Origin of the sequence: Microbulbifer sp. Q7 (assembly GCF_001639145.1) — a bacterium.
In the GTDB taxonomy this organism is placed as follows: domain Bacteria; phylum Pseudomonadota; class Gammaproteobacteria; order Pseudomonadales; family Cellvibrionaceae; genus Microbulbifer.
Genome location: NZ_LROY01000002.1, coordinates 2465877 through 2490159, shown reverse-complemented (window position 1 = coordinate 2490159; position 24283 = coordinate 2465877). Strand labels below are relative to the sequence as shown.

Genomic DNA, 24283 nt, shown 5'->3' with positions numbered 1-24283 from the left:
ATTTGGGGAGCGGTTACTTGGTGCTGGTAAAGGCGTTACACACCATCACATCGGTTTCTACCGAACCAATGACACGCTCGGCAGTGTTGCCGCGCAGCAGGGAGCCGGTTTCGCCGTACTGGTTCAGGGTGCCCATTACTACCAGGTCTGCATCGATTTCCTTGGCAATCTCGGCCACGACCTCGTTGGTATAGCCCTGCTTCACGTGGATACGGTCGGTGGGTACGCCGGTCTTCTGTGCCAGCTTGGCCAGCGCGCCGCGGTCCGGGTACAGCATGGAATCCAGAAAGGCATTCACCAGGTGCAGCTCGGCACCGTACACCTCGGCAATATAACCGGCGCGCTCGGTGATCTGGCGGTTGAGCTGGCGCTGCTGGGTGGTTTTGGCCTGGTAGTTCACCGTGGCCAGTACCACCTTGCGGCGGTCTTTCGCATTCGGGCGGATCAGCACCACCGGGCATTTTGCCTGCTTCAGCACCTGCCACTTTGACTCGGCAAAGGTGAAGCGGCGGCTGCTGGTACGGGCGTGCACCGGCAGGTAGATCATTTCCGCGTTGCAGCGCTTGGATTCCTGAATGATCGCGCCCTGCCAGTCACTGGACCAGCACACGGTAATCTCGAACTCCACGCCCGCTTCTTCAATGGGCTTGCGGATCTGGTCACGGAACCAGAATTCGTCGCGGAACAGGTGGTCGTTGACCGCGCGGGTGTCGACCGCTTCCCCATCCACCGCAACGAATACGGCCAGTTTGGGCTGCGGGTTGCGCTCGCGGGCGGTCGCCAGTGCGCGCTCCAGGGCTACTTGGCGGTCATCGTTCGGGTCTACCACAACGAATACGACGGGTTTGTCCTGCATGTTCACTCCTTCAATTTAAAAAATCTGTTCCCTAGGTTCTCGCTACGTCGCCGGGTCCGGCGCGGTCTATCCTGCCGCGCGTCTGCCGGGTGTCTCGCAGTCGCCACCTGTTTTTGTACAGCCGCTTTCCGGCTTCTGGGTGGCCCCAAAACTGGGGCGTCAAGCCTATCACCGGTGTTCGATCATTTCATCTACGCCCCGCCCCGGGAGGATGAATCTGTGGGCGAGGCGGTTACAGTAGGCTGCTGTGATGACCGTTCGATCACGACGGAGAGAATATAATGAGAAAAGTTACCGGTTTGAGTGCCCTGATTCCCGCATTGGCACTGACCATCACCGCCTGTTCCGAGCGCCAGTCCGGGGCTCTGTCTGATGCTGAATTGGCGCCATCTTCCCCTGAAGCCAGTGCCCCTGCCTTGACCGAGGTCAAGCCGGACAGCGCGGATCCTTTCTGGAAAAACGCCACCGTCTATTTCATGCTTCCGGACCGCTTTCACAACGGCAATCCGGACAATGACCTGTCTTATGGCCGTAAAGATGACGCGGCGCATTTGCGTGGTTTCCATGGGGGTGACCTGCGCGGTGTGATCCAGAAGCTGGACGAGGGCTACTTCAACGATCTCGGCGTGGACGCCATCTGGATGTCTCCGGTGATCGAGAACGTGCACGGCTTTGATGAGGGCGACAAACGCACCTACGCCTTCCACGGTTACTGGCCGAAAGACTGGACCAGCGTGGACGCGAACTTTGGCACCGAGGAAGAACTGGCCGAGCTGATCGCCAAGGCGCGCAGCAAAGGTCTGCGTATCCTGCTGGACGTCATCATCAACCATACCGGCCCGGTGACCCGCGAAGATCCGCTGTGGCCGTCCGACTGGGTTCGGACCAATCCGCAGTGTGACTGGAGCAGCTTTGCCCAGAACGTCACCTGCGCACTGACCGATAACCTTCCAGACATCCTGACCGAGAGCGAAGAGCCGGTCGACCTGCCGCCGCAGCTCACCGAAAAGTGGCAGCGCGAAGGCCGTCTGGAGAAGGAAGTGGCCGAGCTGGACGCCTTCTTCGAGCGCACCGGCTACCCGCGTGCGCCCAAGTACTACATCGTGAAATGGCTGACCGACTGGGTGCGCGAATACGGTGTGGCAGGCTTCCGTGTGGATACTGTAAAGCACGTTGAACCGGAAATCTGGGGCGTGCTGAAAAAAGAAGCCAGCCTGGCCCTGGCGGAGTGGAAGGCGAACAATCCAGAGAGCAAACTGGATGATCGCGAGTTCTTTATGGTTGGCGAGGTTTACCATTACGGTGTAAATAATTTCGCCAGCAGCGAAGGTCGCTACTACGACTTCGGTGATCGCAAGGTCGACTTCTTCAACCACGGCTTCGACAGCCTGATCAACATGGGTTTTGCCACCCATGCCAAGCAGGACATGGAGAGTATTTTCAGCGAATACTCCAGCATCCTGAACGGTGGCGAGCTGGACGGTGTTTCTGTTCTTAACTACATCGGCTCCCACGACGACTTCAGTTCGTTTGATCGTGAGCGCAAGCAGGTAAAAAGCGCCGCGCTGAAACTGATGCTGGCACCGGGTGCCGCCCAGATTTACTACGGCGACGAAATTGCCCGCCCGATGATTGACGAGCAGGCCTACGGCGATGCATCCATGCGTGTACCCATGGACTGGAACAGTATTAAGCAGGAACGCACCAGCGATATTCTCAGCCACTGGCAGAAACTGGGCCAGTTCCGGCAGTCGCATCCCGCAGTGGGTGCCGGTGTACACCAGCAGCTGAGCGAAGCGCCCTATGTTTTCTCGCGCACGTTTGAAAGCGATCGCGTCATGGTTGCGCTGGAATTGGACGCCGGCGAAAAAACACTGAGCGCCGGTGACGTGTTTGCCGAGGGTACGCTGGTGAAAGATTACTACTCCGGTGCGGAAGCCCGGGTGGAGAATGGCACGCTGACCTTTGACACCGAGTTTGACATCCTGCTGCTGGGCACAAGTCAGCAGGGGCAGCTCAGCGCGCGCTAACGCGTACCAATAGTGTCCTGAGTTTTGGCTTGTTTTTTTGGTTTGGTTTTTGGGTTTAGCTTTTTGGTTTGGTTTTAATGTGCAGGGCCGGATTCGGCCCATGTGAGTGCGACTTCTCTTTCTCGTCGAAAGGCTTGCCGGTATCAGGAAACTGATACCGGCTTTTTTTGGTCACTGCTTTATTGTTTGCGTCCAAATTACGGGCGCCGCAACTACTGTTCGCTGGGCAGGTTCTGCAATGCCGCTTTCAGCTCGCGCAATTTTTCCTTTACCCGTGCCGCATTGTCCGGGCCGATGCGAATCATCAGTTTGTGCAGGCCGGGCATTTTCTCCAGCTTCTCATCCTCAAACTTGTAATACACCGTGGGGCGCACCAGTTTTATGGGGCCTTCCACTTCCGGCGCGGCCAGTGCCTGGTCGATGGCCGCTATTACTGCTGCGTGGAAGTTCTTGTTTTTCAGCCCCAGCTCGCCATAGGCCTGTTTCAGGCGCGGGTACCAGAACTGGTAGAGGTTCACCGCGGTATCGGTATCCACCATGGCGAACAGGCGCACCGGCTGATCGTAGCGCTGGTAGTTCTCCTGCGACAGCACATACACTTTTTGCCCATCGTCGCGGGTTTCCAGTTCCTTGACCGCGAGTTTGCCATCCACATTGTTGAACGGGCGGTTCTTGTGCATCAGGTCGCCCTTGGTCGCAGTGTTTACCGCGGCCACCCATTTGCGTACCACTTCATCGGGCACAATCCATTTTGCAAGGGCGCCGTCGGAGGAAAGGCTGATGATGTCGGTGTGCGCTTCGCGATCGCTGCTATTGAGGGCGGGCAGTTGGCGCGGTGGGTCTTCAGGCTCGACAGGTTCCGGTACCGGAGGGATGACAGGCTCCGCCGGCTCTTCCAGGTCAACGCCGGGCTGGGTTTCCGGTGCGGGCTCGGTCACGGGGGCGGACACTTCCGGTGCTGGGGCTTCGCGCACGGCAAACCAGTAGATGCCAAAAACAACCGCGGCCACCACCAGCAGGGCGATCAGCCATTCTTTGATATTGCCACCCATCCGTATTTCCTCCCGTTAGTGTCTGCGCACAGACCTGGCGCCTCAAGAATCAGTGTAAACCACTGACTGTGAAGTCTCAGACAGTATCAGGTCGTGAAGGTTTCGCCTATGGCGGCGACGTCGGGCGAGAGTGGGGAGCGGTGGGCAAGCAGTGAGGAGGGAATCATCAAGAAAGGACAGGGGTGCGTGGCACCCCTGTCCGGGAGGGGGTCGAGTCAGTGGCTGAGGCGCAGAATCTGGCCGGAAAGCCGCGGAGTGTCCAATGACACTGCTGCACTCAGGTCATCGCGCACGACCATTTTCGCGGTCCCCTGCTGCAGCTGGTTGGTAAGGGTGTACTTACCGGGAGCCAGCTGCCACGCTTCAATCAGCGCTTTTGGCAAGCGCAGGGTGGTGGTGCTGTCGCGGTCGCCGAAGTTGGCAATCACCAGCAGGCGTTCGTTACCCGCCCAGCGGGCGAAGCTGTACAGCTTGTCGGAGTAGTTCTCGCCCTGGGTACGGTTAACCTGGTGCAGATCGAAAAACTCCCCGGTGAGCGCCGGGCTCTGGCGGGAGAAGGTGAGCAGTGTGCGGTAAAATCCCTGCAGGGACTGTTCGGCGTCGCTGAGCTTTTCGCTATTGAAATTGCCTTCATTATTCCAGCGCCGAATGGTGGGTACCGACCAGTAATCGAAAATGGTGGTGCGGCTGGCCTTGCCGAAGCCCGCATCGCCGGCACCGGGCTCACCCAGTTCCTGGCCGAAGTAGACCAGCGTGGGTGCACCGCTGAGGGCGGCGGACACCACCATGGCCGGCTTGCCGGCCTCGGCGTTGCCGGCAAACTCCGGGCTGGCGATACGCTGCTCGTCGTGGTTTTCCATAAAGCGCAGCATGTTGTCTTCGATACCGCTCAGGCTTTCCTGAATCTCCACCAGCGGATCGGTAGCGGCCTTGCCTTCCATAACAGCACGGATGGCATCGTAGGTGCCCACCTTGTCATACAGGTAATCCATTTTGCCCAGGTGCACATAATTCCGGTACAGATCTGGCTGGTAGATTTCTGCCAGCAGCAGTGCATCGGGCTTCTGCATTTTGATGGAGGAATTTAGGTAGCTCCAGAACTCCACCGGCACCATGCCGGCCATATCGTAGCGGAAACCATCAATACCAAACGCGAGCCAGTAGTCGGTGATCTGGCGGAATTTTTCCCAGCTGCTCGGTACGTCTTTATCTGCCCAGAAGGCCGCATGCGCGCGGTAATCTTTTTGCGCGTAACCGGCGGGGAGGGCGGGGAAGTCGTGGCTACCGTCCGGGCGTACGCCGAAATTGATTTTTACCGTCTCGTACCAGTCGTCCTGCTTCGGCTGCGGCGCGCGGCTGCCATTGCCGGTCCACTTGGCCGGCGTCTCGGCAAATTCACCGTCTACCAACGGATGGGCTTCACCATTCAGCGGCTGGTAGCCGTCTTCGGCTACCGGCACCAGGAAGGGCTCGCCGGGCACGTAATAGAAATTATTGTCGCGGGCATAAGCCACGCTGGTGTCGTCATCGGCTCCAAAGTCACGCACGCCTTCGGGTTTGGCCAGCGACTGGTAATTGCGGGCTACGTGGTTGGGTACGATGTCGATAATCACCTTGAGGCCGGCGGCGTGGGAGCGCTCTACCAGCGCCTTGAATTCTTCCAGGCGCTTGCCCGGGTCATTGGCCAGGTCGGGATTTACGGTGTAGTAATCTTTCACCGCATAGGGTGAGCCGGCCCGGCCCTTGACGACGTCCGGGTCGTCGTTGCTGATACCAAAGGCGGTGTAGTCACGCACCACTGCATGGTGCAGCGAGCCGGTGTACCAGATGTAGTCAGCGCCCAGTGCGCGGATTTGCTGCAGCGCCTCAGGGGTGAAGTCACTGAATTTACCCACACCGTTTTCTTCCATGGTGCCCCAGAATTTGTTGGTGGCATTGGTGTTGCCAAACAGGCGCGGCAGCACCTGGTAAATCACCGGTTTGCCAAAGGTCTCTACCGGCGAGGCGATTGCCTCCGCGCTGGCTGCCTTGTGGGTGTGCTCGGGCTCGACCGCAGACGGTGCTGCGGTAGGCTTGGCGTCACAGCCGGCCAGCAGGTTGGCGGTAATCGCGGTGGCCAGAATCAGTCGAGAAATGGTTTTCATAACAGCGTTTATTTCCTGCAATTATTCGGTGATCGTCAGCGCGAGGTCCTGTTTACCCCAGGGGAACTGTACCCGCAGGGTCTTGCGGCGCTTGTCGAAGAAGGCGGTGTTGTCGGCCAGTTCGGATTCCCGCTTCACCAGCGGGATATTCACGGCGCCGAGCGCAATACTGGCGGGCGCCTGTTGCCAGTTGTGCAGCACCAGTTCCAGCGCGCGGGATTCCGGAACTCCGGTGTAGCCGTTGCCTTCGCGGGTAAAGGTAAACTGGCTGTGCTCGCCGTTGCGTTCGCCGGCAAAGTGCAGCTTTTCATACTGGCCCTTGGCAAAGGCATCGGCGGTGACACCGTCGTCTTCATACAGATAGCTGCTGGACTGGCTAACGGAGTGATCCGCGTAGTAATCCAGGCGCAGGGTTTTGCTGGTGTACTCGCGGGTATTTTTCATGTCCGCCACGGTGGGGATAAACGCCCCCGCGCGTACCAGTACCGGAATGGTGTCGAGCTCCACTTCCACCTTGGCAATGTCACCGCGATAGGCTTCGTCGGTCCAGTAATCGAACCACACGCCGCCGGGCAGCTGCACGGCCACCTCGTCCATGTTCCCGTCGGTCACCGGCGCTACCAGGAAATCGTTGCCCCACAGGTAGGCGTCCTTGTTGTCCATGAGGGCGAGGTTGGACTCGTCTTCGAAAAACAGCGGGCGCATTAGTGGCATACCGGTCTGGCTGTTTTCAAACGCCAGGGTGTAGTTGTAGGGCAGCAGGCGGTAGCGGAGTTTGATGAATTTGCGGGTAATGTCGCGGGTCTCGCGGTCGTGGAACACCGGCTCCGGGGCGATATGGCCCTGGGCGTGAGGGCGGTAGACTGGCTGGAAGGCGCCGTACTGCAGCCAGCGGATGTAGGGCTCGCGGTCAAAGCGCTCGCCATCGGCAAAGCCGCCGAGATCCGAGTGGGTGTAGCCGAAGCCCAGCAGGCCCATTTGCAAAGACAGCTCCACCTGCGGCTGCAGGCCTTCCCAGCCCCGCGCCACATCGCCGGTCCAGGGGATCATGCCAAAGCGCTGGGAGCCGGGGAAGCCGGCGCGCATCATAATAAACGGACGCGCATCGGGGCTGTCAGTCTTTTCGTTTTCAAACAGCATCTGCGCCCAGCGGTGGCCGTAGGCATTGTGAATTTCATCCGCCATGCCAATGGCGTGAACGGTGTCGGACGGGTGCACTTCCGGCTCACCCAGGTCACCCCACCAGCCGGATACACCCTGATTTTTCAGGTCCTTGTAGATATTCCAAAACCAGTCGCGGCCGTCTTCCGCAAACACATCAATCAAGCCGGTATTGCCGAAGTAGAAGTCAAATTGCTTGGGTTTGCCGGCGAGGTTTTTTGCCAGGGCATTGCTCGCCACCGCCTCATCCCAGCGTTTGGAGGTGGAAAGTACAAACGGCTCGGTGACCAGAATGGTTTCGATGCCCTGTTCTTTCAGCTCCGCCATCATTTCCACCGGTTGTGGAAAGGCGTTGGTATCCCACGCCAGGTTGCCCATATGGCCCTTGATGTCCGGGCCGAACCAGTACAGGTCGAGCACCAGTGCATCCAGCGGGAAATCCTCTTCGCGGAACGCCTTGATGGTTTCGCGTACCTGATCTTCGGTGCGGTAGCCAAAGCGCGAAGCAAAATTGCCCAGTGCCCAGCGCGGCGGCATGGGCTGGTGGCCGGTCACGTCCACATAGTTTTCGATCAGTTTGGGATAGCTTCCCCCGGCAACCACGATATACGCGGTGCGCCCGGCGATGGCCTCGAATTGCATCACATCGTTTTCACTGGCGCCGAGATCCATGTTGCCAGTGGCGCTGTTGTCGAACAGCAGGATGTACTTGTTGCTGCTCATTACCGCCGGCAGGCCAAAATACATCTGCTCGGATTCGGTGGAGTAACCATAGTGGGCCTTGTTGTACAGCGGTAGGCGCTGGCCGCGGCGGTCCATGCCCAGCACACGCTGGCCGCCGCCAATCAGTTTTTCCTGATCCTGCAGGGCGAAGCGAAAGCCGCGCAGGGTCTGGTTGGCAAAGAAACCGTGTTCTTCCGCCAGCAGCGTCTCGCCATTGCGCAGGTACTCGATCGTAAACGGTGACTTGTGGATCACCGCGGTGATGTCGCCCAGTGCGTAGCGCAGGGTATCCGCGGAGACGCTCAGTTGTGCCTGCACATCCGCCTTGAGTTGCGCGCGGGCGAAGGAGGGTAGCTGCTTCATGCCCTCGCGCTGGTAGTGCACCTCTAGTGCGCTGCTATTCAGTGGTGTGAGGGTAACCTGGCTGTCGCTGGTCTCGATCACCAGCTTGTCGTCGAGCAACTGGTGGCTCTGGTAGCTGCGCGTGGTCTCCGCGAAGGCCGGTTGCAGGGCGGTGGCCAGCAGTGTGGGCAGCAGGGTCGCCAGCCCGAGTTGTTTGAACAGCCTTTTGGGCTTACGGGGTTGTTGCTCTTTCATCGTCGGTTACTTCTGTTTTTAACTATTTTTGGGAAAATCTTTTCAATAATTTTTAAAAGATTTCGGCAACCAGTACATCGCTGGGCGCGATCACCAGTTCGTTCAGTGGGGTGGCGTTGCCGTTGGTGATGTCGTTTGCGGAGGCTTTATTCCCCAGCATTTCCGCCAGATGCGTCAGCGGCAGTTCCCTCGGACGGTCGCTTTTGTTGATCGCCACCATCACCGTGTCGTTTTCGTCATAGCGGAAATACACGTACAGGCCATCGATCGGCGCAAAGTGCTTGAGCTTACCGCGGTGAATCACGTCTTTTTGTTTGCGCCAGGTAAACAGGGTGCGCACAAACTGCTGAGCCTGTTGCTGTTGTGGGCTGAGGTTCTTGCCGGTAAAGCCATTGAACATGTCGCCTTCCCAGCCGCCGGGAAAATCACTGCGCACTACACCGTCGTCGCGCTGTTTGGGGCTTTTCGCCAGGATCTCATCGCCGTAATAAAACTGCGGGATACCGCGCATGGTGGCGAGGTAGGCCACCGCCATGCGGAACTTGCCCAGGTTCTCATCCAGCTGGCTGTAGAGGCGGCTCATATCGTGGTTGCCGCCGAGAATCACCAGGTTGTTGGGGTTGGGGTAGAGCACATCGTTGGCCAAGGCTTCGTACAGGGTCACCAGCCCGGTGCTCCAGCTTTCCGGTTTTTCGAGCCCGTCGCGCAGGCCGTACAGCAGCGGGAAGTCCATCATGCTTGGCATGTGCGAGACATAGCCGTTGCGGTTGTTGTTGCCGGCCTGCCAATAGGCCACCAGCGCTGCCTGCCGGGTCCACTCTTCGCCCACCAGATTGAAGTTGGGGTATTCCTGCATCAGGCGCCCGGACCAGCGGGTGAGGAAGTCCGCATCGGAGTAGGCATAGGTGTCTACGCGAATACCGGAGAGGTCGGCGTACTCCACCCACCAGATGGCATTCTGGATCAGGTAATTGGCCACCCGCGGATTGCGCTGGTTGGGGTCCGGCATCACATCCACAAACCAGCCGTCGGTGAACAGCTGGTGATCTTTGTGGCTCGCGTAGGGGTCCATGTGCACGGTGCGGGCATGGTTGGTGTACTCGAACTCGCCCGGCTTGATGCCGCGGCCGTTCAGCCAGTCGCTGCTGGGCAGGTCCTGCAGCCACCAGTGCTCGCTACCAATGTGGTTCGGCACCATATCCTGGATCACGCCGATGCCCTGTTCGCGCGCGGCCGCAACAAAGCGCTGGAAACTTTCATTGCTGCCGAAGCGCGGATCGATACGGTAGAGGTCGGTGGCGGCGTAGCCGTGGTAGGAGTATTCCGGCTGGTTGTTTTCCAGCAGCGGGTTGGGCCAGATCTGGGTGAAACCCATAGCGGCCACATACTCCAGATGCTGCCGCATACCGGCGATATCACCGCCATGGCGGCCACTGGGATTGCTGCGATCGGCACCCTCAATGGTATCGGCGGTGGTGTCGTTGCCCGGGTCGCCGTTGGCAAAGCGATCCGGGGTGATCAGGTAGATGGCGTCGCTGCTGTCAAAGCCCTGACGCTCGGCAGAAGCGGGGCGGCGCGGCTTCAGCGCGTAGCTCAGCACCTGCTGCCAGTCGTCCTTGCGCAGATGAATCTGCAGAGTGCCCGGCTTGGCATCGGCAGACACCGACAGGTTGATAAACAGGTAATTGGGGTTCTGTTCGCGCTCGGTGCCGGTCACGGTCACACCGGGATAGTCGAGGCTGACCTCGGCGCCGGCAAGGTCCTTGCCGTGCAGCATCAGCTGCAGGCTCGGCTCGGCCATCTGCGTCCACCAGAAGGGCGGCTCAACCCGTTCAACGGCGGGCGCTTCCGATGCGCTGCAGCCCACAGATATAGCCGCAAGCAGCGGCAACAGCAGTGCCATCAGTATGGCGCGGGGGCGGGGTGTATCCATCATCATCTGGTCACCTGTGATTGGGGTTGGGCGAGTAACCCGGGGCGAACGATTCGCACTTTTTTTCACCATTGTGCCCGCTCATGCCACCCCTGTTATCCCCCTCCCGCCGGGGGGAGGCCGGTAGTAATGGGCGACACTGACACCCGATCTGACCTGGCGCGCCTTTTCTCCACGCCCCGGTCGGGGAGGAGGTATCGACCGGGGAGTCCGCCAGTATGTTGCCGCGCCGGGAAGTGTGTGGACATGCAGAGACAAGTCCCCTCCGGGCCCGTGACCGAAAACAATAATCAACCGAGATGATGAACATGAAAAAGAGCTACCTGGCCCTGGCGGCACTGCTGCTGGGCGCGAGTTCTGTGGCACAGGCGGAATGGTTCCTGCGCGGCACCCACAACAACTGGCAGGCGGATCAGATGCAGAATCTGGGCAGCAATACCATGCTGGCAGACGATGTGGTCTTCACCACTGCCGGCGAGATCAAGTTTGACCGCTGGGGCGACTGGAGCGAAAACTACGGCGCGAACGGCCAGCAAAACGGCAACAACATTGCCGTCCCCGCCGGCACCTGGGATATCAAGTTCTACACCGATACCAAGGACTACCACATCCTGCCTGCGGAAGAGCCGGAAACCCCGGACGCCATTCTGCATCTGCGCGGTACCCACAACGGCTGGGCTGCCGGAGACCTGCTGGCGCGCATTGGCGAGACCGACGAGTACGATGCCTGCCGCAACTTCGCCAGTGGCGACGGCAACGGCGGCCCGCGTTTCAAAATCGACCCCAGTGGCAGCTGGGCGGGCAGCCAGTTCCCGGCGCAGGATGTGGTCGCCAGTGGCTGGACCTACATCGTGGCCAATGGTGCCAATAACAGCCTGGTGAGCGTCACCACCGATCTCGGCGTAAATTGCGGCGTAGTAGCGGCGGACAGCGATGGCGACGGCGTGCCCGACAGCATTGATCAGTGTCCGAACACCCCGGCAGGTACCAGCGTCGATGCAGACGGCTGCGAAGTCGTTACCCCTCCGCTCAGCGACTTCCGTAACCGCAGCATGTACTTCGTATTTGTGGACCGCTTCCACAATGGCGACACCAGCAACGACGGCGGTAACAACCCGGCCGGCACTTCCGCCAGCAAACAGGCCGGTGGTCTGTCCGAGTGGAAGAAGTACTGGGGTGGCGACATCCAGGGCCTGATCGACAAACTGGACTACCTACAGAACCTCGGTATTACCGCCATCTGGGTAACCCCGCTGAATGACAATATCGACAACACCGGCAGCGATGGCGCCTACCACGGTTACTGGGGCCGCGACTTCTATGAAGTGGACGAGCACCTGGGTGACTGGGCACTGGTGGATCAGCTGGACGCGGAAATGGAAGCGCGCGGAATGAAGCTGGTACTGGATATTGCCCTCAACCACTCCAACCAGGACGACCAGTATGAATTCGGCGCCCTGTACAAAGAAGGCGCCTTCATCACCGACTTCCTGCAGGACGATGGCACCTGGTATCACCGCAACGGCGCCATTGCCGATTGTGGCGACAGCGACCCAACCACCCAGTGTTTCGGCGAGTGGGATGACCCCTGGGCCTTCACCAACAAGACCCTGTTCAACCTTACCGACTTTAATCACGGTATAAGCAGCAACAGCGTTGCCGACCAGTACCTGATTGATGCCGCCATCAAGTGGATGCAGCACGGTGTAGATGCGTTCCGTATCGACGCCATCAAACATATCGAACCGAGCTTCATCAAGCGTTTCAATGACGCCGTACGCGCGGTGGATCCGGATGTGTATATCTTCGGTGAGTGGTATGGCGCCGGTGCCGGCGATGCGCTGTCGATGGAGTTCCTGAGCTCTGCAAACGGTAAGTCCGAACTGCTCGATTTCCAGCTGCGCAACAACATCGAAGCGGCCATCGCCGGTGATATCACCATGACCGAACTCAATACCCACATTGAGTCCCGCCCCGGTGCTTTGGGCGGTAATGGACGTGAAAGCTGGCAGCCGATCTTCCTCGACAACCACGACGCTACCCGCACCAGCGTATTCCTGCAGACCACCGGTCCTGTGGATAACGGGCGTACCGGTAAGGGCTTCAACAAGGCGCTGGCGGATGCGCGTCAGAACCTGGGTATGGCACTGGTGATGACCCTGCCGGGTATCCCGACCATCTATTACGGCAGTGAGCAGAACTCCACCTGGTTCGACGCCAACGGCGACGGCCAGATTGGCCACGACCCGTACAACCGTGAAGCCATGCCATCCTTCAGCGAAACCAGCGATGCATTCCTGCTGATCAAGGCGCTGGCCGACCTGCGCGCTCAGAGCCCGGCGCTGGCCTCCGGTAGCTACAACCAGCGCTGGGTGAACGGCGACATTCTCGTATTCGAGCGTGTTTCCGGCTCCGACAGCGTGATGGTGGCGGTCAACCGCGGTGGCAGCACCTCGATCAACGTGAGCAACCTGAGCCTGGCCGACGGCCAGTACAACAGCCACACCAGCAGTGATGTGGTGAACGTGAGCGGCGGTTCCGCGGTGCTAAACCTCGATGCGAACGAAGTGATCGTATTGCACTGAGTTTCTGCAAGACATCACTAAAACAAAAAAGCCCCGGGGTAAAACCCGGGGCTTTTATTTTCTGAACAAATCTCAGAAATTCAATTGGCAGGCATTGAAAGAACTGTTGTACCTGGCTCTGATTAACGGTGTTGATCAATTAATATCGGATTACCGTCCGGATCTTCAATCACGATGCTGCCGGGGCCAGACTCGCCAGTTGCACCGTCGCTGACAATCTCAATGCCACGCTGTACCAGTTCATCGCGCAATACTCTTACATCGGTAAATGCTTCGGTCGCCTGTGCGGATTGGTTCCAGCCGGGATTGAAGGTGAGCATATTCCTGTCGAACATGCCCTGAAAAAGCCCAATGATATGGTCGCCATTTTTAAGAATGGTCCACCCCTGCCCGCAGTCACCGCCCATCGACTCAAACCCGAGGCTCTCGTAAAACTTCTTGGATGCCTCGATATCCTTAACGGTAAGGCTGATTGAAAATGCACCTAAATCCATAGCGCGTTCCTTATGTAGAGATGTGTTCGTAAGAAGTGCGTTCTGTAGCTGTTAGTTATCCGATTCCGGGCCGCGTTCCTGCTCCAGCTTCGCCCGTTCCGCCTTGGAGATATAGCGCGGCTTCTGCTTCGGGTTTAGCTTGTCGTTGGCCTTTTTGGCCTTCTTCTTCAGGATCTGGTTGACCTTCTTTCTTCGGTTCATGGTTCACTGGTGCTCGTACGGCTAAGCAGGGCTAGACTGGGGGTGACGTGGCCCCGATCGCTCGTGACCTCTAGTAACAGGAGGCACAACGGGCTCATCATAGCGTTGCCGGCCCGGATCACCAACGTGTGCTACAGTGCGCGCGCTACCCGCACCGCCCCAATGGCACCAGACGACAGAGAATCACACCCATGAAACCCTGGATCGAACTCGGCACCGCACAGATCCCTAATGGCGGCGGTACCCTCACGCTGCGCCAGCGCGACCAGGAGTTTTCCATCGCCCTGTCGGGCCCGCGCGGTGAGCTGATGAATAGCCGCCGCTTCCACAGTGAGCAGCAGCTGTCCGTACTGGGCTGTGCGCACCTGAAGGACAAAAAGAGCGCCCGGGTGCTGGTGGGCGGAATGGGCATGGGCTACACCTTGGCGGCGGCGCTGGAGGCGGTGACCGACTCTTCGCAAGTGATCGTTGCGGACCTGATTCCTGAGGTGGTGGAGTGGAACCGTGGCCCCCTCGGAGAGTGCGCCGGGTGGCCACTGGATGATCGCCGCGTGGTTGAGCACATCGGCGATGTGGGCGAATTACTGGTCAATCGCAACGCTGAATACGATGCCGTCCTACTGGATGTGGACAACGGCCCTGAGGGGCTGACGCAGGCCGACAACAACTGGCTGTACTCCATTGAAGGCACCAGCAGTATTTACAAAAGCCTGGTGCCGGGCGGCGTACTGGCTGTGTGGTCGGCATCACCGGACGCGGTCTATGCCAACCGGCTGAAAAAGGCGGGGTATCAGGTGGAGGTCAAGACCGTGCGGGAGCGCCCGGGCAAGGGCGCGCGCCACGCGATCTTCCTGGCGAAGAAACCGGGAGCGCAGCGCCGCTAGCCGCGCCGATCACTCCACGCGCTGCCACACCTCGTATTCCACGCGCTTGCCATCTTCCCAGCGCTCATTGGTCCAGGTGGTGTCTTCAACTTGTGTGGTGAACGCGAAGATTGCCCCGGCCTTTTCGCCAAATGAGTTGTAGCGCAGGGTCTCAATATACTGGCCGTCTTTCAGTGCATAGGTCCCGGTACCTGAGGCCCAAAAGGTACCGCCCTTCATAGACGTAAAACTGAAGTGTGAATCTGTGATCACCTTCAGCGCCTTCATGTCGAGTTCCTTGTAATCCACCAGCTTGCCGCTGCCATCCACATAGTTCCCGGACACCAGTTCCCAGACGCCCGTAAGATCCTTCGCCAGCGACAGCGAACTACCCAGCGACAATACGATAGCGATAACCAGTTGCTTCATGAAACTTCCTTTTTACTCGTTGCCTGTTTGTTCATTGGTTGTTGAGTCTTGCTCGCTTACCGCCTCGCTTACCGCTTCGCTGCGCCTGATTGCCTCTTGCTCGGCAGGCGTCAGCGGCTTGTACCCGCGGCCCATCGGCCAGCCGTAGCCCCAGCGGAAATTCGTCGGCAGGTAAGGCGAACCGCCGATGCGCACCCCCGCCAGCATAAGGTTTGCGATTTCTTCCTCGCCGGTACTTGCCACACAAGCCTTGAGCGCATCATCCGCCGCCACGCGATCCTCATAAGACCCGCCTTTCCAGTAGGCATAATCATGCGCCCGGCAGCAAGCCAGCCACAGTGCTTCCTGCTCGATGGTTCCATCGGGAAACGCGCTGCAGCCGTCGGAGGTGAAGGGCGCAATCTCCACCGCCTCTGCACAACAGCTGAGGGCTAGAAGTAGGGTAGGTAGGTGTCTGAGGATCACGTGTACGTTGTTACCATATTCATTAAATGCCGAGCACTTTTGATCCTTCAGGTGGGGCGAACGGTCTGGCGCTCGGGCAGGTCATTGCACAATCAGCGTGCAGGGTGCTAGATAAAATTACATCAGCAGCGCAATGGCCCTACCTATTTCAATGCCGAATGTTAAAAGAAATACCCCGGCAAGAAATGCGCCCAGCACGATCAAGCCATTCTTTTCCGCCGCCTCTGCAGTGGCCCACCAATTCTTTAGTGCTTGTTTCATGATCTCTTCCTTGATGTCAATGCTCAGTCTTCGCCGGTAATGATGAGCGCATCGCGCGATTAATTGCCATGCCCATTGCCCCCGACATGACGCCGAAGACGACCGCTTCATTTGAGAGTATCCGTACTGAGGGAAACGACTCAAAAAGAAATACCAGTAGCAGGGAGGACGCCAGTCCGAGTGCGGAATGTAGAAGCCAGATTTTTGTGGATAACTGCATGCTTTTCACTCAAATATCTCGTTTTTTTGCAAGAAATCTCTTGGTATGCGGCTCTTTACGAGGGCCGTTGCTTGTGAAAGTACGTGGTACCCTTCAATTCCCCGCTCGGCGAGAGCGCGTATCCCGGGATTTCTCCTACTCTTACCCAGTCGAGCTTTTCATACAGCTTTTCTGCATCACTACCCGATTCAGTGTCCAGCACTAGTGTATGTATTCCGATTGAGAAAGCATAGTCTTCGGCTTGTTCCACAAGTTTTGAGGCGATACCTTGCCCCCTGAATGCAGGATCTACAAATAGTTTTTGTATCTCTCCCCGCACGTATCCATTTTTCTTAGTGGGTCTTTCAAGTTGGACAGAGCCAACGATTTTTCCCTCTGCTTTTACTACCCAAAGATGCAGGTAGTCATTGAGGCTGACACGAACTGAGCGCCAGTACGATTCAGCATCCGAGGTAGTAAAATCTGAAAGAAATCCAACCGATGCACCGTTCGCAACGGTGGCCACAAGTCCAGCGCCTAATTCAGAAACTTCGACATCAGAAATTTCAGACAGCTTAACTATTTCCATATTACGAATTTTTTCCTAAAAGCTCGGGTTGGAGACGGTTGGGGCGCAAGGTGAACCGTCCAGGCCATGCCCTGCGCGACGAACGCCATTGATGACTATGTTTTGGGTCAACAGTGCAATATTTTTTTTACATTCAGCAATTAAGGCTAGCTTGTATAGCATCAAATCCAACGCAGAACCGCTGATTCGTATTCACGGTATTCACCGCCAAACTTTTCACGCATACACTGCTCCTCCGGAGTGATTTGGAAGGGGTTCATATACATCACGAACAGCGGGAGCAGCAGAATGCTTGCGATATTACTGAGAAAAACGGCCCAGCCGACCAGCATGAGCAGAAAACCAGCGTACATTGGGTTTCGGCTTATTCGATAGACTCCACTAGTGACGAGGCAAGTTGATTGATCTGGTACTCTGGGATCGACGGTAGTCCCCGCAGACCGAAACGCTAAAACGCCAAGTAAGATGAAAATCAGACCCGCTGACGCAAAGACTATGGCCGCGAGCGAGGAAGCGGCGAACGTAATGCTCAGTATTGGTAATAGCCCTGCCAATACCCACATGAAGCCTGCAAAGAAAAGTACTTGAACAATAGGTGGGATTTTCAGCTCCAATCTCTCCACTGCAACTCCTTTGGTGTCTGTTAAAGCAAGGGAAGATCACCGTCGGCTGCAGCGCCTTGTTAAATGCATTTGCTACGCAAGGTCTATGCGCATATACTATGCACATGATTCACGTGAGGACTGTGACCATGAAGTCAATTTATGACCATTCAGCGGCCAAGAAACCAACAAACCTTAGTCTAAACAAAGACTTACTCACTAAGGCTAAACAGCTAAACATTAACCTTTCCGCGACGCTTGAAAAGGCATTGGCTGCCGAAGTCAGCAAGCGACAGGCTGAAGAATGGCTAAAAGCCAATCAAAAGGGCCTTGAGGCATGCAATGAGTTCGTGGAAAAAAACGGCCTTTTCTCAGACGCGTTTAGGGGTTTCTAGTGAGCCAGTTTACCCTCTACGAAAACACGGATAAAACCACCAGAAAGGCCTATCCATACTTTTTGGATGTTCAGACTGACCTCATTTCTGTGTTGAACTCCAGAATCGTTATTCCGGTAATTCCCGCACAGAATCTTGAGCGAGAGGCACCTGAACGTTTATGCCCAATTTTTCAAATTGACAGCAATGAGTACGCGCTACTTACCCACCAGCTAACCAGTGCGCCGACATCAATATTGAAGCGCCCCGTCGAAAACCTAGAAACTTTCCGTGATGAAATTATAAACGCGATAGATTTTTTGATTACCGGCATTTAACGCCCCTTTGCAGCGAATTGTTAGACTGGTGGCCCTCAAGACTCCGTATAGTAGTTCATGATTTCCTCAGCCTTACGTTCTGAGATTACACCGAAAAGTACATTTGCGTCTAAGTAGGAAAGAAAATACTGAATCTCTAAAGAAACCCCTTCCGGCTCCAGATCTCGACTCATTTCATCTCTGACGATTTCTTCTATCTCTGAAATGACATTTTCTATAATCGACGCTTTTGATATACCTCGATTTTTTGCCGCATCTTTTGTTGCACAAATTGCGAGCTTAAGCACCTCAGAGGTGTCTGTAGAGTATTCTTCTACCACGCTGCCATAGCTATTATTTTCCATGGCAACGGTCATTTCTTCTAACCAATGCTTATTTTTTCTTGGTACTTTCATCGATTTTCACTTGAGCCTAACGCCCAGCGCTGGCTGTCGCTCTGCCGCTGATTGTTATGCTCCGCTACAAGGTTCCGAAGGTCAGCCACTTGAAGCAAGCTTTACTAAGCATGGTTTCGGCAGCCTCAGACAGCAGCTTTTCATCTTCCTTAGTTAATACACTTTTCCATCGACCGTTCTTTCCCTTATGAAAAAAGGTATCTGGGCCATTTTTAAACAGGCGATAGCCCCCAGGAAATAATTTATTGAGATTTTTCTTTGTAGATTCAAAGGAAGTGTAATTGGCCAGAGACTTCGCTTCCTCATCAGAAATCTCGACTTCAATAAATTTAGCGACCCGCTTAATTTCTGAATCACAATCAAGCAATAAATTGTTGTAATGCACGTGTAACACATTATCTAAATCTTTCACATCAAACCATGATTGCACATGCCTCAAGTTTGACCAGAAAGGATACCCCTCGCTCTCCCATTCAAAATACCCTTTTGTTAGCCATGACTTCCAGAATTCATGGATGCTATCAGGACACGGTGGTATAGGATGGACATCTGGCGGAAGGTCACTATTAACCAAATCAACATCCATATTTTTGTAGTGATTCCAGAGAGACATAAAGACATCCCTAGGATCACGATCAACTACAATATATTTAATACCTTTATCAAATTTGATTGCATCGAAGGGCAAATGGGTCTTAACGAACCTTCGTGAAGATTGGTCTTCAAGACGCGCAAGTGTCTCCTCCTCAGGTGCCGACCTAAAATCTATCCAGTGCCCCACCTCTCTCAACAACGGTGGATTTTTGATTCCATGCAAAAGTCCTAAAACAATCATTTGCATCCACGTAGTGCCAGATTTAAAAGGAGTGGCAATTACAATATCCCCACTTCTCGGTTCGAATTTTTTCCATCTGTCACTATCTAAGAAGGGGTGTAAATACCTTCTTCTGGCTGACATATTTTTCTCCGTGCTTACTGAGCATAACGCCACCATCAGCGGCGCGAGGAACGAGCGTCCGACTGCATGGTTTTGTTAGCCAATACTAAATTAGCAAAGCCCCCATTCGATAATCCGCCTAGGGGATTCATCATGTGTTTACCAATGATTTTCGAAAAACGTGAACTCAATATTGGTAGAAGCACTAATGACGCCGCCATTAAAATAACGATTTCATAGTCCTCATCAAAATACTTGTAAAACCCAACTGCTATCAAACCTTTCATCACGAAACCATGTAACACATATATATACAAAGAATCTTCACCATACTTTGTACCAATGCTACGATTATTTTTAGTTACCGATAATAATGCAATGCCAAGTAAAATGGCGGCAGCATATATTGAAGACCTATAGAAAAATCCCATTACCCAATCTACACCCAAGCTAGAGTAGGACCTGCTTCCATATAGCCAACCAAGTTTAATATCATTACTTTCAGGAACAGCTAAAATTAAAAGAAAGATACCTAATAAAACAACAGAACCAATTAGTTTGCTTTTATCATAGCTCCGCAATGTTCTAATAATTGTGGAATGATAATAATTGCCAATTAGGAAAAATGGGAAAAACACAAAAGTCCTTGAGAAGGAAAGATTGTAATTATATTCATTAACTCCACATGCAAGGCCTGCGAGTATTGCAAGCACAACAGGGAATCTAAATTGGTTAAAAATTGGCAACAATAGTCGCCACAAAACCAAGCTAAATAAATACCACAGAATCCAGTACGGAACCAGCGGCGTAACATTCAAGCTATTTCTTGAGAACAAGAAATAGTCAAACATTGAATAAGTTAATTCTAACAATACATATGGAATAATCAATTTACTTACAATATTTTTCACTACTGCATTGTTAATCTCCCTTGAAGATACCACCCCGGAAACATAAGCGAACATGGGCATGTGAAATATGTATATAAATATGTAAACGGATTTTGCCCAGTCAAACCGTCCAATAACAGGCTCGATAACGTGCCCAACTATTACTAGCGATATCAAAATAAATTTGAAATTATCTAACACTACATCGCGCATAAATTACCTTAAGTGGCTAACAGTTTTATTCAAAAGCCCCCAGATATAGACATTATGTCTATATCTGGGCATTTATATCCATGTGTAGCCATTATGTCCAAATGTAGGCATGGGCAATATGGCTATATCTGGGCATCTGGTTTGACGTCGATGCCTGAGAATCGATCGACCGCTTTCGGGTTGGCCGCTTTTTCTTCATGTCGCGTTCGCCTTTTCCCCTAGATATTCAACCGAAGATTCATGGCAATCTCGTCGATGAGGGGGCCGGGTACTTCATGGGTCTTGGCCAGTTCTCTCCAGCGTGAAACCTCGGTCACCACCTCGTCCACAATGCCGTCGATCTTTCTGCGGGAGAACAGCGGGCTGATTTTCTCCAGGCTGTAGAGGTCCGCGCGGGTGAAGTCTTCGCGCTTGCCGTTCAGGCTCATCCAGTGGCTGTTGATCCAGCGGCTGCCGGGCTTGTAGCTGTACGCGAGGTCGTAGGCGGGGGCCAGTTGCCAGGTTTTTTGCTTGAGCTGAAAGGCGAAGTTCTTGGCGTGGTCGTCGTGGTTGCGGGCGACGATGTTGAACACCATGCGCAGTAGTAGCTGTTCGGCGTCTTTGGCGCTGAGTTTCAGTTGCCGCGCGACGGCGAAGAGTTCGCCGTAGGAGAAGGAGCCGGGGGCCTTGTAGTCCACATGGGCCAGGCCGTTGAGGGTCTGGATGTGCCGTTTGTGGTTGCCGCGGCGGTCGAAGCGCTCGGTAATAAAGTGCCGGCGGTTACCTTCAGTGAGCAGGTGGCAGGGCATCATGTGGATACCGCAGTTGGTGGCCATTTCGTGGTAGACGTATTCCATGGCACCGAAGCCAAGCGGGTCGCCGAAGGTTTCCTGGTTTTTGTTGTGCTCGCTGACGCCGTCGAATTTCATCAGGTAGTGGGTGAAGCCTTCCGGTGCGTCAGCCTGCCCGGAGCGTACGTGGGTGAAGTCTTTGTTGAAGGCCAGCACGGCTTTGGGGCGGGCGCCGCCGGCGCTCATGCCCACGGAGAGCAGGGCGACCATGGCTTCACGGTTTGCGTCATCTTTGCCGAGCTCGATGTGAAAGTCGGCGCGGCTGTCGAGCACTTCCTGGGCGATACCCACCAACTCGTCAATGGCGATGTCCTGGGTGGCGTTGAGTTTTTTGATGCGGGTGGCGGGGGCGTATTCGAGAGCGCCCATGCCCCGTTTGCCGGTGTATTGCAGTCGTTGCAGCGGTGTGATGTCTTGCGGGTGTTTGCCCTGGGCGGCCATCCAGGCATTGAGTACGGCATTGCCGAAGTCATCGGGCAGGGAGTCGGCAATCAGCCCGGGCAGGCCGCGGAAGGTATCGAAGCGCAATACCGGGAAGCTATAGATGCGCGGTGCCAGGGGCATCTTGAGCGGGGAGAGTTCGATGCCGGTGTCGATGAAGGCCGGATCGTATTCGAAGGCGCCGACCCCGGTGTCGGTGTCGAAGCTGACGGCGCCGGCGGTGAGGGTCTTGCCGTCTTCGCTGGCGAAGTCCACACGGATGGCTTCCATTACCATTCCGGCTCCTCCTGTGTGTTTTCTTCCTCTTCACCACCGTGTTTGCCCCGTTGCCCGGAGGCGCGCTGGCGGCGCTTGCCCTGCAGTTTGGCAAGCTGGATGGGGGAGGGCGGTTGCGGTGGAAGGAATTTATCGAGCTGGGTGGTGAGGTCGAGGGCCTGGAGTATAGCCACCAGAACTTCCAGCTGCGTCTTGCCCTTTTCAGCGTTGAGCACCGCCTTGCGGCTGACGCCGGCGCGCTCCGCAACTTCCAGCTGGGTGAGGTCCCGGTTCAGGCGAGCCTGCTTGAGCCGTTGCCCCAGCACTTCGGCGATGGCTGCGGGAGATTTGCTGGTGTAATCCATAAAGTCCTTTTTGGCGGATATTGGGCCGCTCTTTAACAATTATGTGTCAGTTTTTGGACTTTGTTAAGGGTGTATTTAAAGTGCTCAAAATAGGATATAAGTCTATTTAAGACAGTTAAAGTCCAATTATATGGACTTTATGATTACTGCACCTCTAAAAGAGACTGCTCGGTCATTGACTTTCTAGGTGTGGCTCGACCGCTTTGACGCGCCGTTCCGCCGAGCTGGCGGTTTGCTCCAGCTCTCCGCCCCCGCCGGGGAGGATGGCTCCGCTTGCCGCTGCTGACACAATCGCTGCATAACCATAAGTCAGTCAGCGGTGAACCCAATGTCTCAAACTTCAACTACAGCGGCAGTTGCCGGCGCCAAGCCCCAGCTGAGTTTCTGGCAAATCTGGAACATGTGTTTCGGGTTTCTCGGTATCCAGTTCGGCTTTGCCCTGCAAAACGCCAACGTCAGCCGTATCTTCCAGACCCTCGGGGCGGAGATCGACGATATTCCGGTGCTGTGGGTAGCGGCGCCGCTGACGGGCCTGTTGGTTCAGCCGCTGATCGGCTACTTCAGTGACCGCACCTGGACGGGCTTCGGCCGTCGCCGCCCGTTCCTGCTGGCCGGTGCAATTCTGTCTTCTATCGCCATTCTGTTTATGCCCCACTCTCCCACTCTGTGGATTGCCGCGGGCATGCTGTGGGTGATGGATGCTTCCATCAATGTTTCCATGGAGCCCTTCCGCGCGCTGGTAGGCGATATGCTGCCCCAGAAACAGCGCTCGTTTGGTTACGCACTGCAGAGCTTTTTCATTGGCGTGAGCTCGGTGGTGGCCTCGGCGCTGCCGTGGATGTTGGCGAACTGGTTTGATGTTGCCAATACCGCGCCGGAGGGTGTGGTGCCGGATTCCGTGCGCATCTCCTTCTATGTTGGCGGTATCGGTTTCCTGTTGGCGGTGTTGTGGAGTGTGTTCCGCACCCGCGAATACAGCCCTGAAGAGCAGGCCGCGTTTGAAGCGGCGGAATCCCCGGAGCTGGCAGAGCAGGCGGGTGAGCCGGCTGCGGACCACAGCGCGGGCTACCGCAAGATCGGCGGTGCCATGCTGCTGGTGGGCGTGGCCTTTGGTGCCTTCGTGTGGCAGCAGGGGCTGGATCAGCAGCTGTACATTCTTGCGGGCCTGATCGCCGGCCTCGGTGGGCTGCAGTTGCTGGCGCTGGTGCTACGGCGCGGGCGCGCTGCCGATGCAAAAGAGGGAATGCTGGAGAGCATCGTCTCCAACCTCTATTCCATGCCGGATGCCATGAAGCGGCTGGCCTGGGTTCAGTTTTTCTCCTGGTTCGCGCTGTTTGCCATGTGGATTTACACCACCGCGGCTGTGACCAGTTTCCACTTCGGCACCAGTGAAGTGACTTCGCAGGCGTACAACGATGGCGCTGACTGGGTAGGTATTCTGTTTGCCACCTACAACGGCTTTGCGGCGCTGGCGGCACTGCTGATTCCGCTGATGGCCCGCCACTTCGGCATGCGCCTGTCGCACAGCCTGAACCTGGCACTGGGTGGCCTGGGGCTGTTGTCGTTCCTGTTTATTCGCGATCCCCAGTGGTTGCTGTTGCCCATGCTGGGCGTGGGCTTCGCCTGGGCGTCCATCCTGTCACTGCCTTACGCCATGCTGTCCACTCATGTGCCGCAGCGCAAAATGGGCGTGATGATGGGCATCTTTAATGGCTTTATCGTGATCCCTCAATTGCTTGCCGCCAGCGTGCTGGGCTTTGTGCTGCGCACCTTCTTCGATAACGAAGCAATTTATGCGCTGATGCTCGGCGGCGCCAGCTGGCTGCTGGCGGCAGTGTGTGCCCTGTGGGTCAGCGAGCCGAAAGCGGCTGAAGCCGATGGGAATCTGGCTCAGGCTGAGAGTTGAGGAAGTGGTTTTGGTCTCTGTGTTTCCTCTTTGACATTGCTAATTGATGTCACCTTTATTTTGCCCCGCTTGTCGGGGCTTTTTTTTGCCCGGGGAGAATATATCGCCAGTCATTGCGAGAATTTCTTTCGCGGCAATGTATTATTTGGGCGCCG

At 55.9% G+C, this 24283-nt stretch carries 23 protein-coding genes; 6 read left to right on the top strand and 17 right to left on the bottom strand.

The genetic code is table 11. The features are described from left to right. Positions 1-13: 13 nt before the first annotated feature. On the bottom strand, positions 14-856 hold the full coding sequence (locus AU182_RS15975) for a universal stress protein (protein ID WP_066967439.1): 843 nt from the start codon (positions 854-856) through the stop codon (positions 14-16). Positions 857-1137: 281 nt separating this feature from the next. On the opposite strand from AU182_RS15975, the gene AU182_RS15970 reads away from it, so the two are divergent. Further along, on the top strand, positions 1138-2886 hold the full coding sequence (locus AU182_RS15970) for an alpha-amylase family glycosyl hydrolase (protein WP_082859480.1): 1749 nt from the start codon (positions 1138-1140) through the stop codon (positions 2884-2886). 212 nt (positions 2887-3098) lie between these two features. On the opposite strand, the gene AU182_RS15965 is transcribed toward AU182_RS15970, so the two are convergent. The 4 genes from AU182_RS15965 to AU182_RS15950 all read right to left on the bottom strand — a co-directional run bounded on the left by AU182_RS15965 (position 3099) and on the right by AU182_RS15950 (position 10502). After that, on the bottom strand, positions 3099-3938 hold the full coding sequence (locus tag AU182_RS15965) for a DUF3014 domain-containing protein (RefSeq protein WP_066967436.1): 840 nt from the start codon (positions 3936-3938) through the stop codon (positions 3099-3101). Between the two features lie 215 nt (positions 3939-4153). Then, positions 4154-6082: an alpha-amylase family glycosyl hydrolase gene (locus AU182_RS15960; RefSeq protein ID WP_066967433.1), complete on the bottom strand. Its 1929-nt coding sequence runs from the start codon at positions 6080-6082 to the stop codon at positions 4154-4156. Between the two features lie 21 nt (positions 6083-6103). Next, positions 6104-8563, bottom strand: coding sequence for a TIM-barrel domain-containing protein (locus AU182_RS15955; RefSeq protein WP_066967429.1), 2460 nt, complete (start codon positions 8561-8563; stop codon positions 6104-6106). 52 nt (positions 8564-8615) lie between these two features. Then, the gene (locus tag AU182_RS15950) at positions 8616-10502 is read right to left on the bottom strand and encodes a glycoside hydrolase family 13 protein (protein ID WP_082859479.1); all 1887 of its coding nucleotides are present in this window, start codon (positions 10500-10502) and stop codon (positions 8616-8618) included. 302 nt (positions 10503-10804) lie between these two features. Between AU182_RS15950 and AU182_RS15945 the strand changes: the two genes are divergently transcribed. Continuing rightward, entirely contained in the window at positions 10805-13081 is a 2277-nt protein-coding gene (locus AU182_RS15945) for an alpha-amylase family glycosyl hydrolase (RefSeq protein WP_304439095.1), read from the top strand. Between the two features lie 122 nt (positions 13082-13203). Here AU182_RS15945 and AU182_RS15940 read toward each other — a convergent pair whose 3' ends face one another. Both AU182_RS15940 and AU182_RS16350 read right to left on the bottom strand, forming a co-directional pair. Continuing rightward, entirely contained in the window at positions 13204-13575 is a 372-nt protein-coding gene (locus AU182_RS15940) for a VOC family protein (protein ID WP_066967425.1), read from the bottom strand. Between the two features lie 51 nt (positions 13576-13626). Next, on the bottom strand, positions 13627-13776 hold the full coding sequence (locus AU182_RS16350) for a DUF2986 domain-containing protein (RefSeq protein ID WP_082859478.1): 150 nt from the start codon (positions 13774-13776) through the stop codon (positions 13627-13629). Positions 13777-13967: 191 nt separating this feature from the next. On the opposite strand from AU182_RS16350, the gene AU182_RS15935 reads away from it, so the two are divergent. After that, positions 13968-14660 (top strand): hypothetical protein, encoded by a 693-nt coding sequence (locus tag AU182_RS15935; RefSeq protein ID WP_066967422.1) that lies wholly within the window; start codon positions 13968-13970, stop codon positions 14658-14660. A gap of 9 nt (positions 14661-14669) precedes the next feature. Here AU182_RS15935 and AU182_RS15930 read toward each other — a convergent pair whose 3' ends face one another. The 5 genes from AU182_RS15930 to AU182_RS15915 all read right to left on the bottom strand — a co-directional run bounded on the left by AU182_RS15930 (position 14670) and on the right by AU182_RS15915 (position 17205). After that, entirely contained in the window at positions 14670-15068 is a 399-nt protein-coding gene (locus AU182_RS15930) for a hypothetical protein (RefSeq protein ID WP_066967406.1), read from the bottom strand. 12 nt (positions 15069-15080) lie between these two features. Beyond that, positions 15081-15476: an FAD-binding oxidoreductase gene (locus tag AU182_RS15925; RefSeq protein ID WP_227718302.1), complete on the bottom strand. Its 396-nt coding sequence runs from the start codon at positions 15474-15476 to the stop codon at positions 15081-15083. Positions 15477-15650: 174 nt separating this feature from the next. Further along, on the bottom strand, positions 15651-15794 hold the full coding sequence (locus AU182_RS16695) for a hypothetical protein (RefSeq protein ID WP_193754362.1): 144 nt from the start codon (positions 15792-15794) through the stop codon (positions 15651-15653). 275 nt (positions 15795-16069) lie between these two features. Next, positions 16070-16582 carry a GNAT family N-acetyltransferase gene (locus AU182_RS15920; RefSeq protein ID WP_082859477.1) on the bottom strand — a complete coding sequence of 171 codons (513 nt, stop codon included), beginning with the start codon at positions 16580-16582 and terminating at the stop codon, positions 16070-16072. Positions 16583-16743: 161 nt separating this feature from the next. Continuing rightward, on the bottom strand, positions 16744-17205 hold the full coding sequence (locus AU182_RS15915) for an isoprenylcysteine carboxylmethyltransferase family protein (protein ID WP_153039260.1): 462 nt from the start codon (positions 17203-17205) through the stop codon (positions 16744-16746). 128 nt (positions 17206-17333) lie between these two features. On the opposite strand from AU182_RS15915, the gene AU182_RS15910 reads away from it, so the two are divergent. Then, on the top strand, positions 17334-17579 hold the full coding sequence (locus tag AU182_RS15910; RefSeq protein ID WP_066968291.1) for a type II toxin-antitoxin system CcdA family antitoxin: 246 nt from the start codon (positions 17334-17336) through the stop codon (positions 17577-17579). Next, positions 17579-17896, top strand: coding sequence for a CcdB family protein (locus tag AU182_RS15905; protein ID WP_043320702.1), 318 nt, complete (start codon positions 17579-17581; stop codon positions 17894-17896). The genes AU182_RS15910 and AU182_RS15905 overlap by 1 nt, the downstream gene beginning before the upstream one ends. A gap of 35 nt (positions 17897-17931) precedes the next feature. On the opposite strand, the gene AU182_RS15900 is transcribed toward AU182_RS15905, so the two are convergent. From AU182_RS15900 to AU182_RS15880, 5 genes are all read right to left on the bottom strand, one after another. Further along, the gene (locus AU182_RS15900) at positions 17932-18291 is read right to left on the bottom strand and encodes a hypothetical protein (RefSeq protein ID WP_153039259.1); all 360 of its coding nucleotides are present in this window, start codon (positions 18289-18291) and stop codon (positions 17932-17934) included. A 64-nt stretch (positions 18292-18355) separates the two neighbouring features. Further along, a complete protein-coding gene (locus tag AU182_RS15895; protein WP_066967398.1) occupies positions 18356-19249 on the bottom strand; it encodes a sulfotransferase domain-containing protein in 894 nt (297 codons plus the stop codon). 35 nt (positions 19250-19284) lie between these two features. Then, positions 19285-20331 (bottom strand): acyltransferase family protein, encoded by a 1047-nt coding sequence (locus AU182_RS15890; protein WP_066967395.1) that lies wholly within the window; start codon positions 20329-20331, stop codon positions 19285-19287. Between the two features lie 218 nt (positions 20332-20549). Beyond that, positions 20550-21872: a type II toxin-antitoxin system HipA family toxin gene (locus AU182_RS15885; RefSeq protein WP_227718301.1), complete on the bottom strand. Its 1323-nt coding sequence runs from the start codon at positions 21870-21872 to the stop codon at positions 20550-20552. Next, positions 21872-22222, bottom strand: coding sequence for a helix-turn-helix transcriptional regulator (locus AU182_RS15880; protein WP_066967389.1), 351 nt, complete (start codon positions 22220-22222; stop codon positions 21872-21874). Before AU182_RS15880 ends, AU182_RS15885 begins: the two co-directional genes overlap by 1 nt. Positions 22223-22550: 328 nt before the next feature. On the opposite strand from AU182_RS15880, the gene AU182_RS15875 reads away from it, so the two are divergent. After that, complete coding sequence (locus AU182_RS15875) at positions 22551-24128, top strand: MFS transporter (protein WP_066967386.1); 1578 nt, start codon at positions 22551-22553, stop codon at positions 24126-24128. Positions 24129-24283 lie beyond the last annotated feature (155 nt).

Bases quoted from the DNA above. Each gene is read 5' to 3' on its own strand.
- AU182_RS15975 (WP_066967439.1), bottom strand. From the start codon at position 856: ATGCAGGACAAACCCGTCGTATTCGTTGTGGTAGACCCGAACGATGAC.
- AU182_RS15970 (WP_082859480.1), top strand. From the start codon at position 1,138: ATGAGAAAAGTTACCGGTTTGAGTGCCCTGATTCCCGCATTGGCACTG.
- AU182_RS15965 (WP_066967436.1), bottom strand. From the start codon at position 3,938: ATGGGTGGCAATATCAAAGAATGGCTGATCGCCCTGCTGGTGGTGGCC.
- AU182_RS15960 (WP_066967433.1), bottom strand. From the start codon at position 6,082: ATGAAAACCATTTCTCGACTGATTCTGGCCACCGCGATTACCGCCAAC.
- AU182_RS15955 (WP_066967429.1), bottom strand. From the start codon at position 8,563: ATGAAAGAGCAACAACCCCGTAAGCCCAAAAGGCTGTTCAAACAACTC.
- AU182_RS15950 (WP_082859479.1), bottom strand. From the start codon at position 10,502: ATGATGATGGATACACCCCGCCCCCGCGCCATACTGATGGCACTGCTG.
- AU182_RS15945 (WP_304439095.1), top strand. From the start codon at position 10,805: ATGAAAAAGAGCTACCTGGCCCTGGCGGCACTGCTGCTGGGCGCGAGT.
- AU182_RS15940 (WP_066967425.1), bottom strand. From the start codon at position 13,575: ATGGATTTAGGTGCATTTTCAATCAGCCTTACCGTTAAGGATATCGAG.
- AU182_RS16350 (WP_082859478.1), bottom strand. From the start codon at position 13,776: ATGAACCGAAGAAAGAAGGTCAACCAGATCCTGAAGAAGAAGGCCAAA.
- AU182_RS15935 (WP_066967422.1), top strand. From the start codon at position 13,968: ATGAAACCCTGGATCGAACTCGGCACCGCACAGATCCCTAATGGCGGC.
- AU182_RS15930 (WP_066967406.1), bottom strand. From the start codon at position 15,068: ATGAAGCAACTGGTTATCGCTATCGTATTGTCGCTGGGTAGTTCGCTG.
- AU182_RS16695 (WP_193754362.1), bottom strand. From the start codon at position 15,794: ATGAAACAAGCACTAAAGAATTGGTGGGCCACTGCAGAGGCGGCGGAA.
- AU182_RS15920 (WP_082859477.1), bottom strand. From the start codon at position 16,582: ATGGAAATAGTTAAGCTGTCTGAAATTTCTGATGTCGAAGTTTCTGAA.
- AU182_RS15910 (WP_066968291.1), top strand. From the start codon at position 17,334: ATGAAGTCAATTTATGACCATTCAGCGGCCAAGAAACCAACAAACCTT.
- AU182_RS15900 (WP_153039259.1), bottom strand. From the start codon at position 18,291: ATGAAAGTACCAAGAAAAAATAAGCATTGGTTAGAAGAAATGACCGTT.
- AU182_RS15895 (WP_066967398.1), bottom strand. From the start codon at position 19,249: ATGTCAGCCAGAAGAAGGTATTTACACCCCTTCTTAGATAGTGACAGA.
- AU182_RS15890 (WP_066967395.1), bottom strand. From the start codon at position 20,331: ATGCGCGATGTAGTGTTAGATAATTTCAAATTTATTTTGATATCGCTA.
- AU182_RS15885 (WP_227718301.1), bottom strand. From the start codon at position 21,872: ATGGAAGCCATCCGTGTGGACTTCGCCAGCGAAGACGGCAAGACCCTC.
- AU182_RS15880 (WP_066967389.1), bottom strand. From the start codon at position 22,222: ATGGATTACACCAGCAAATCTCCCGCAGCCATCGCCGAAGTGCTGGGG.
- AU182_RS15875 (WP_066967386.1), top strand. From the start codon at position 22,551: ATGTCTCAAACTTCAACTACAGCGGCAGTTGCCGGCGCCAAGCCCCAG.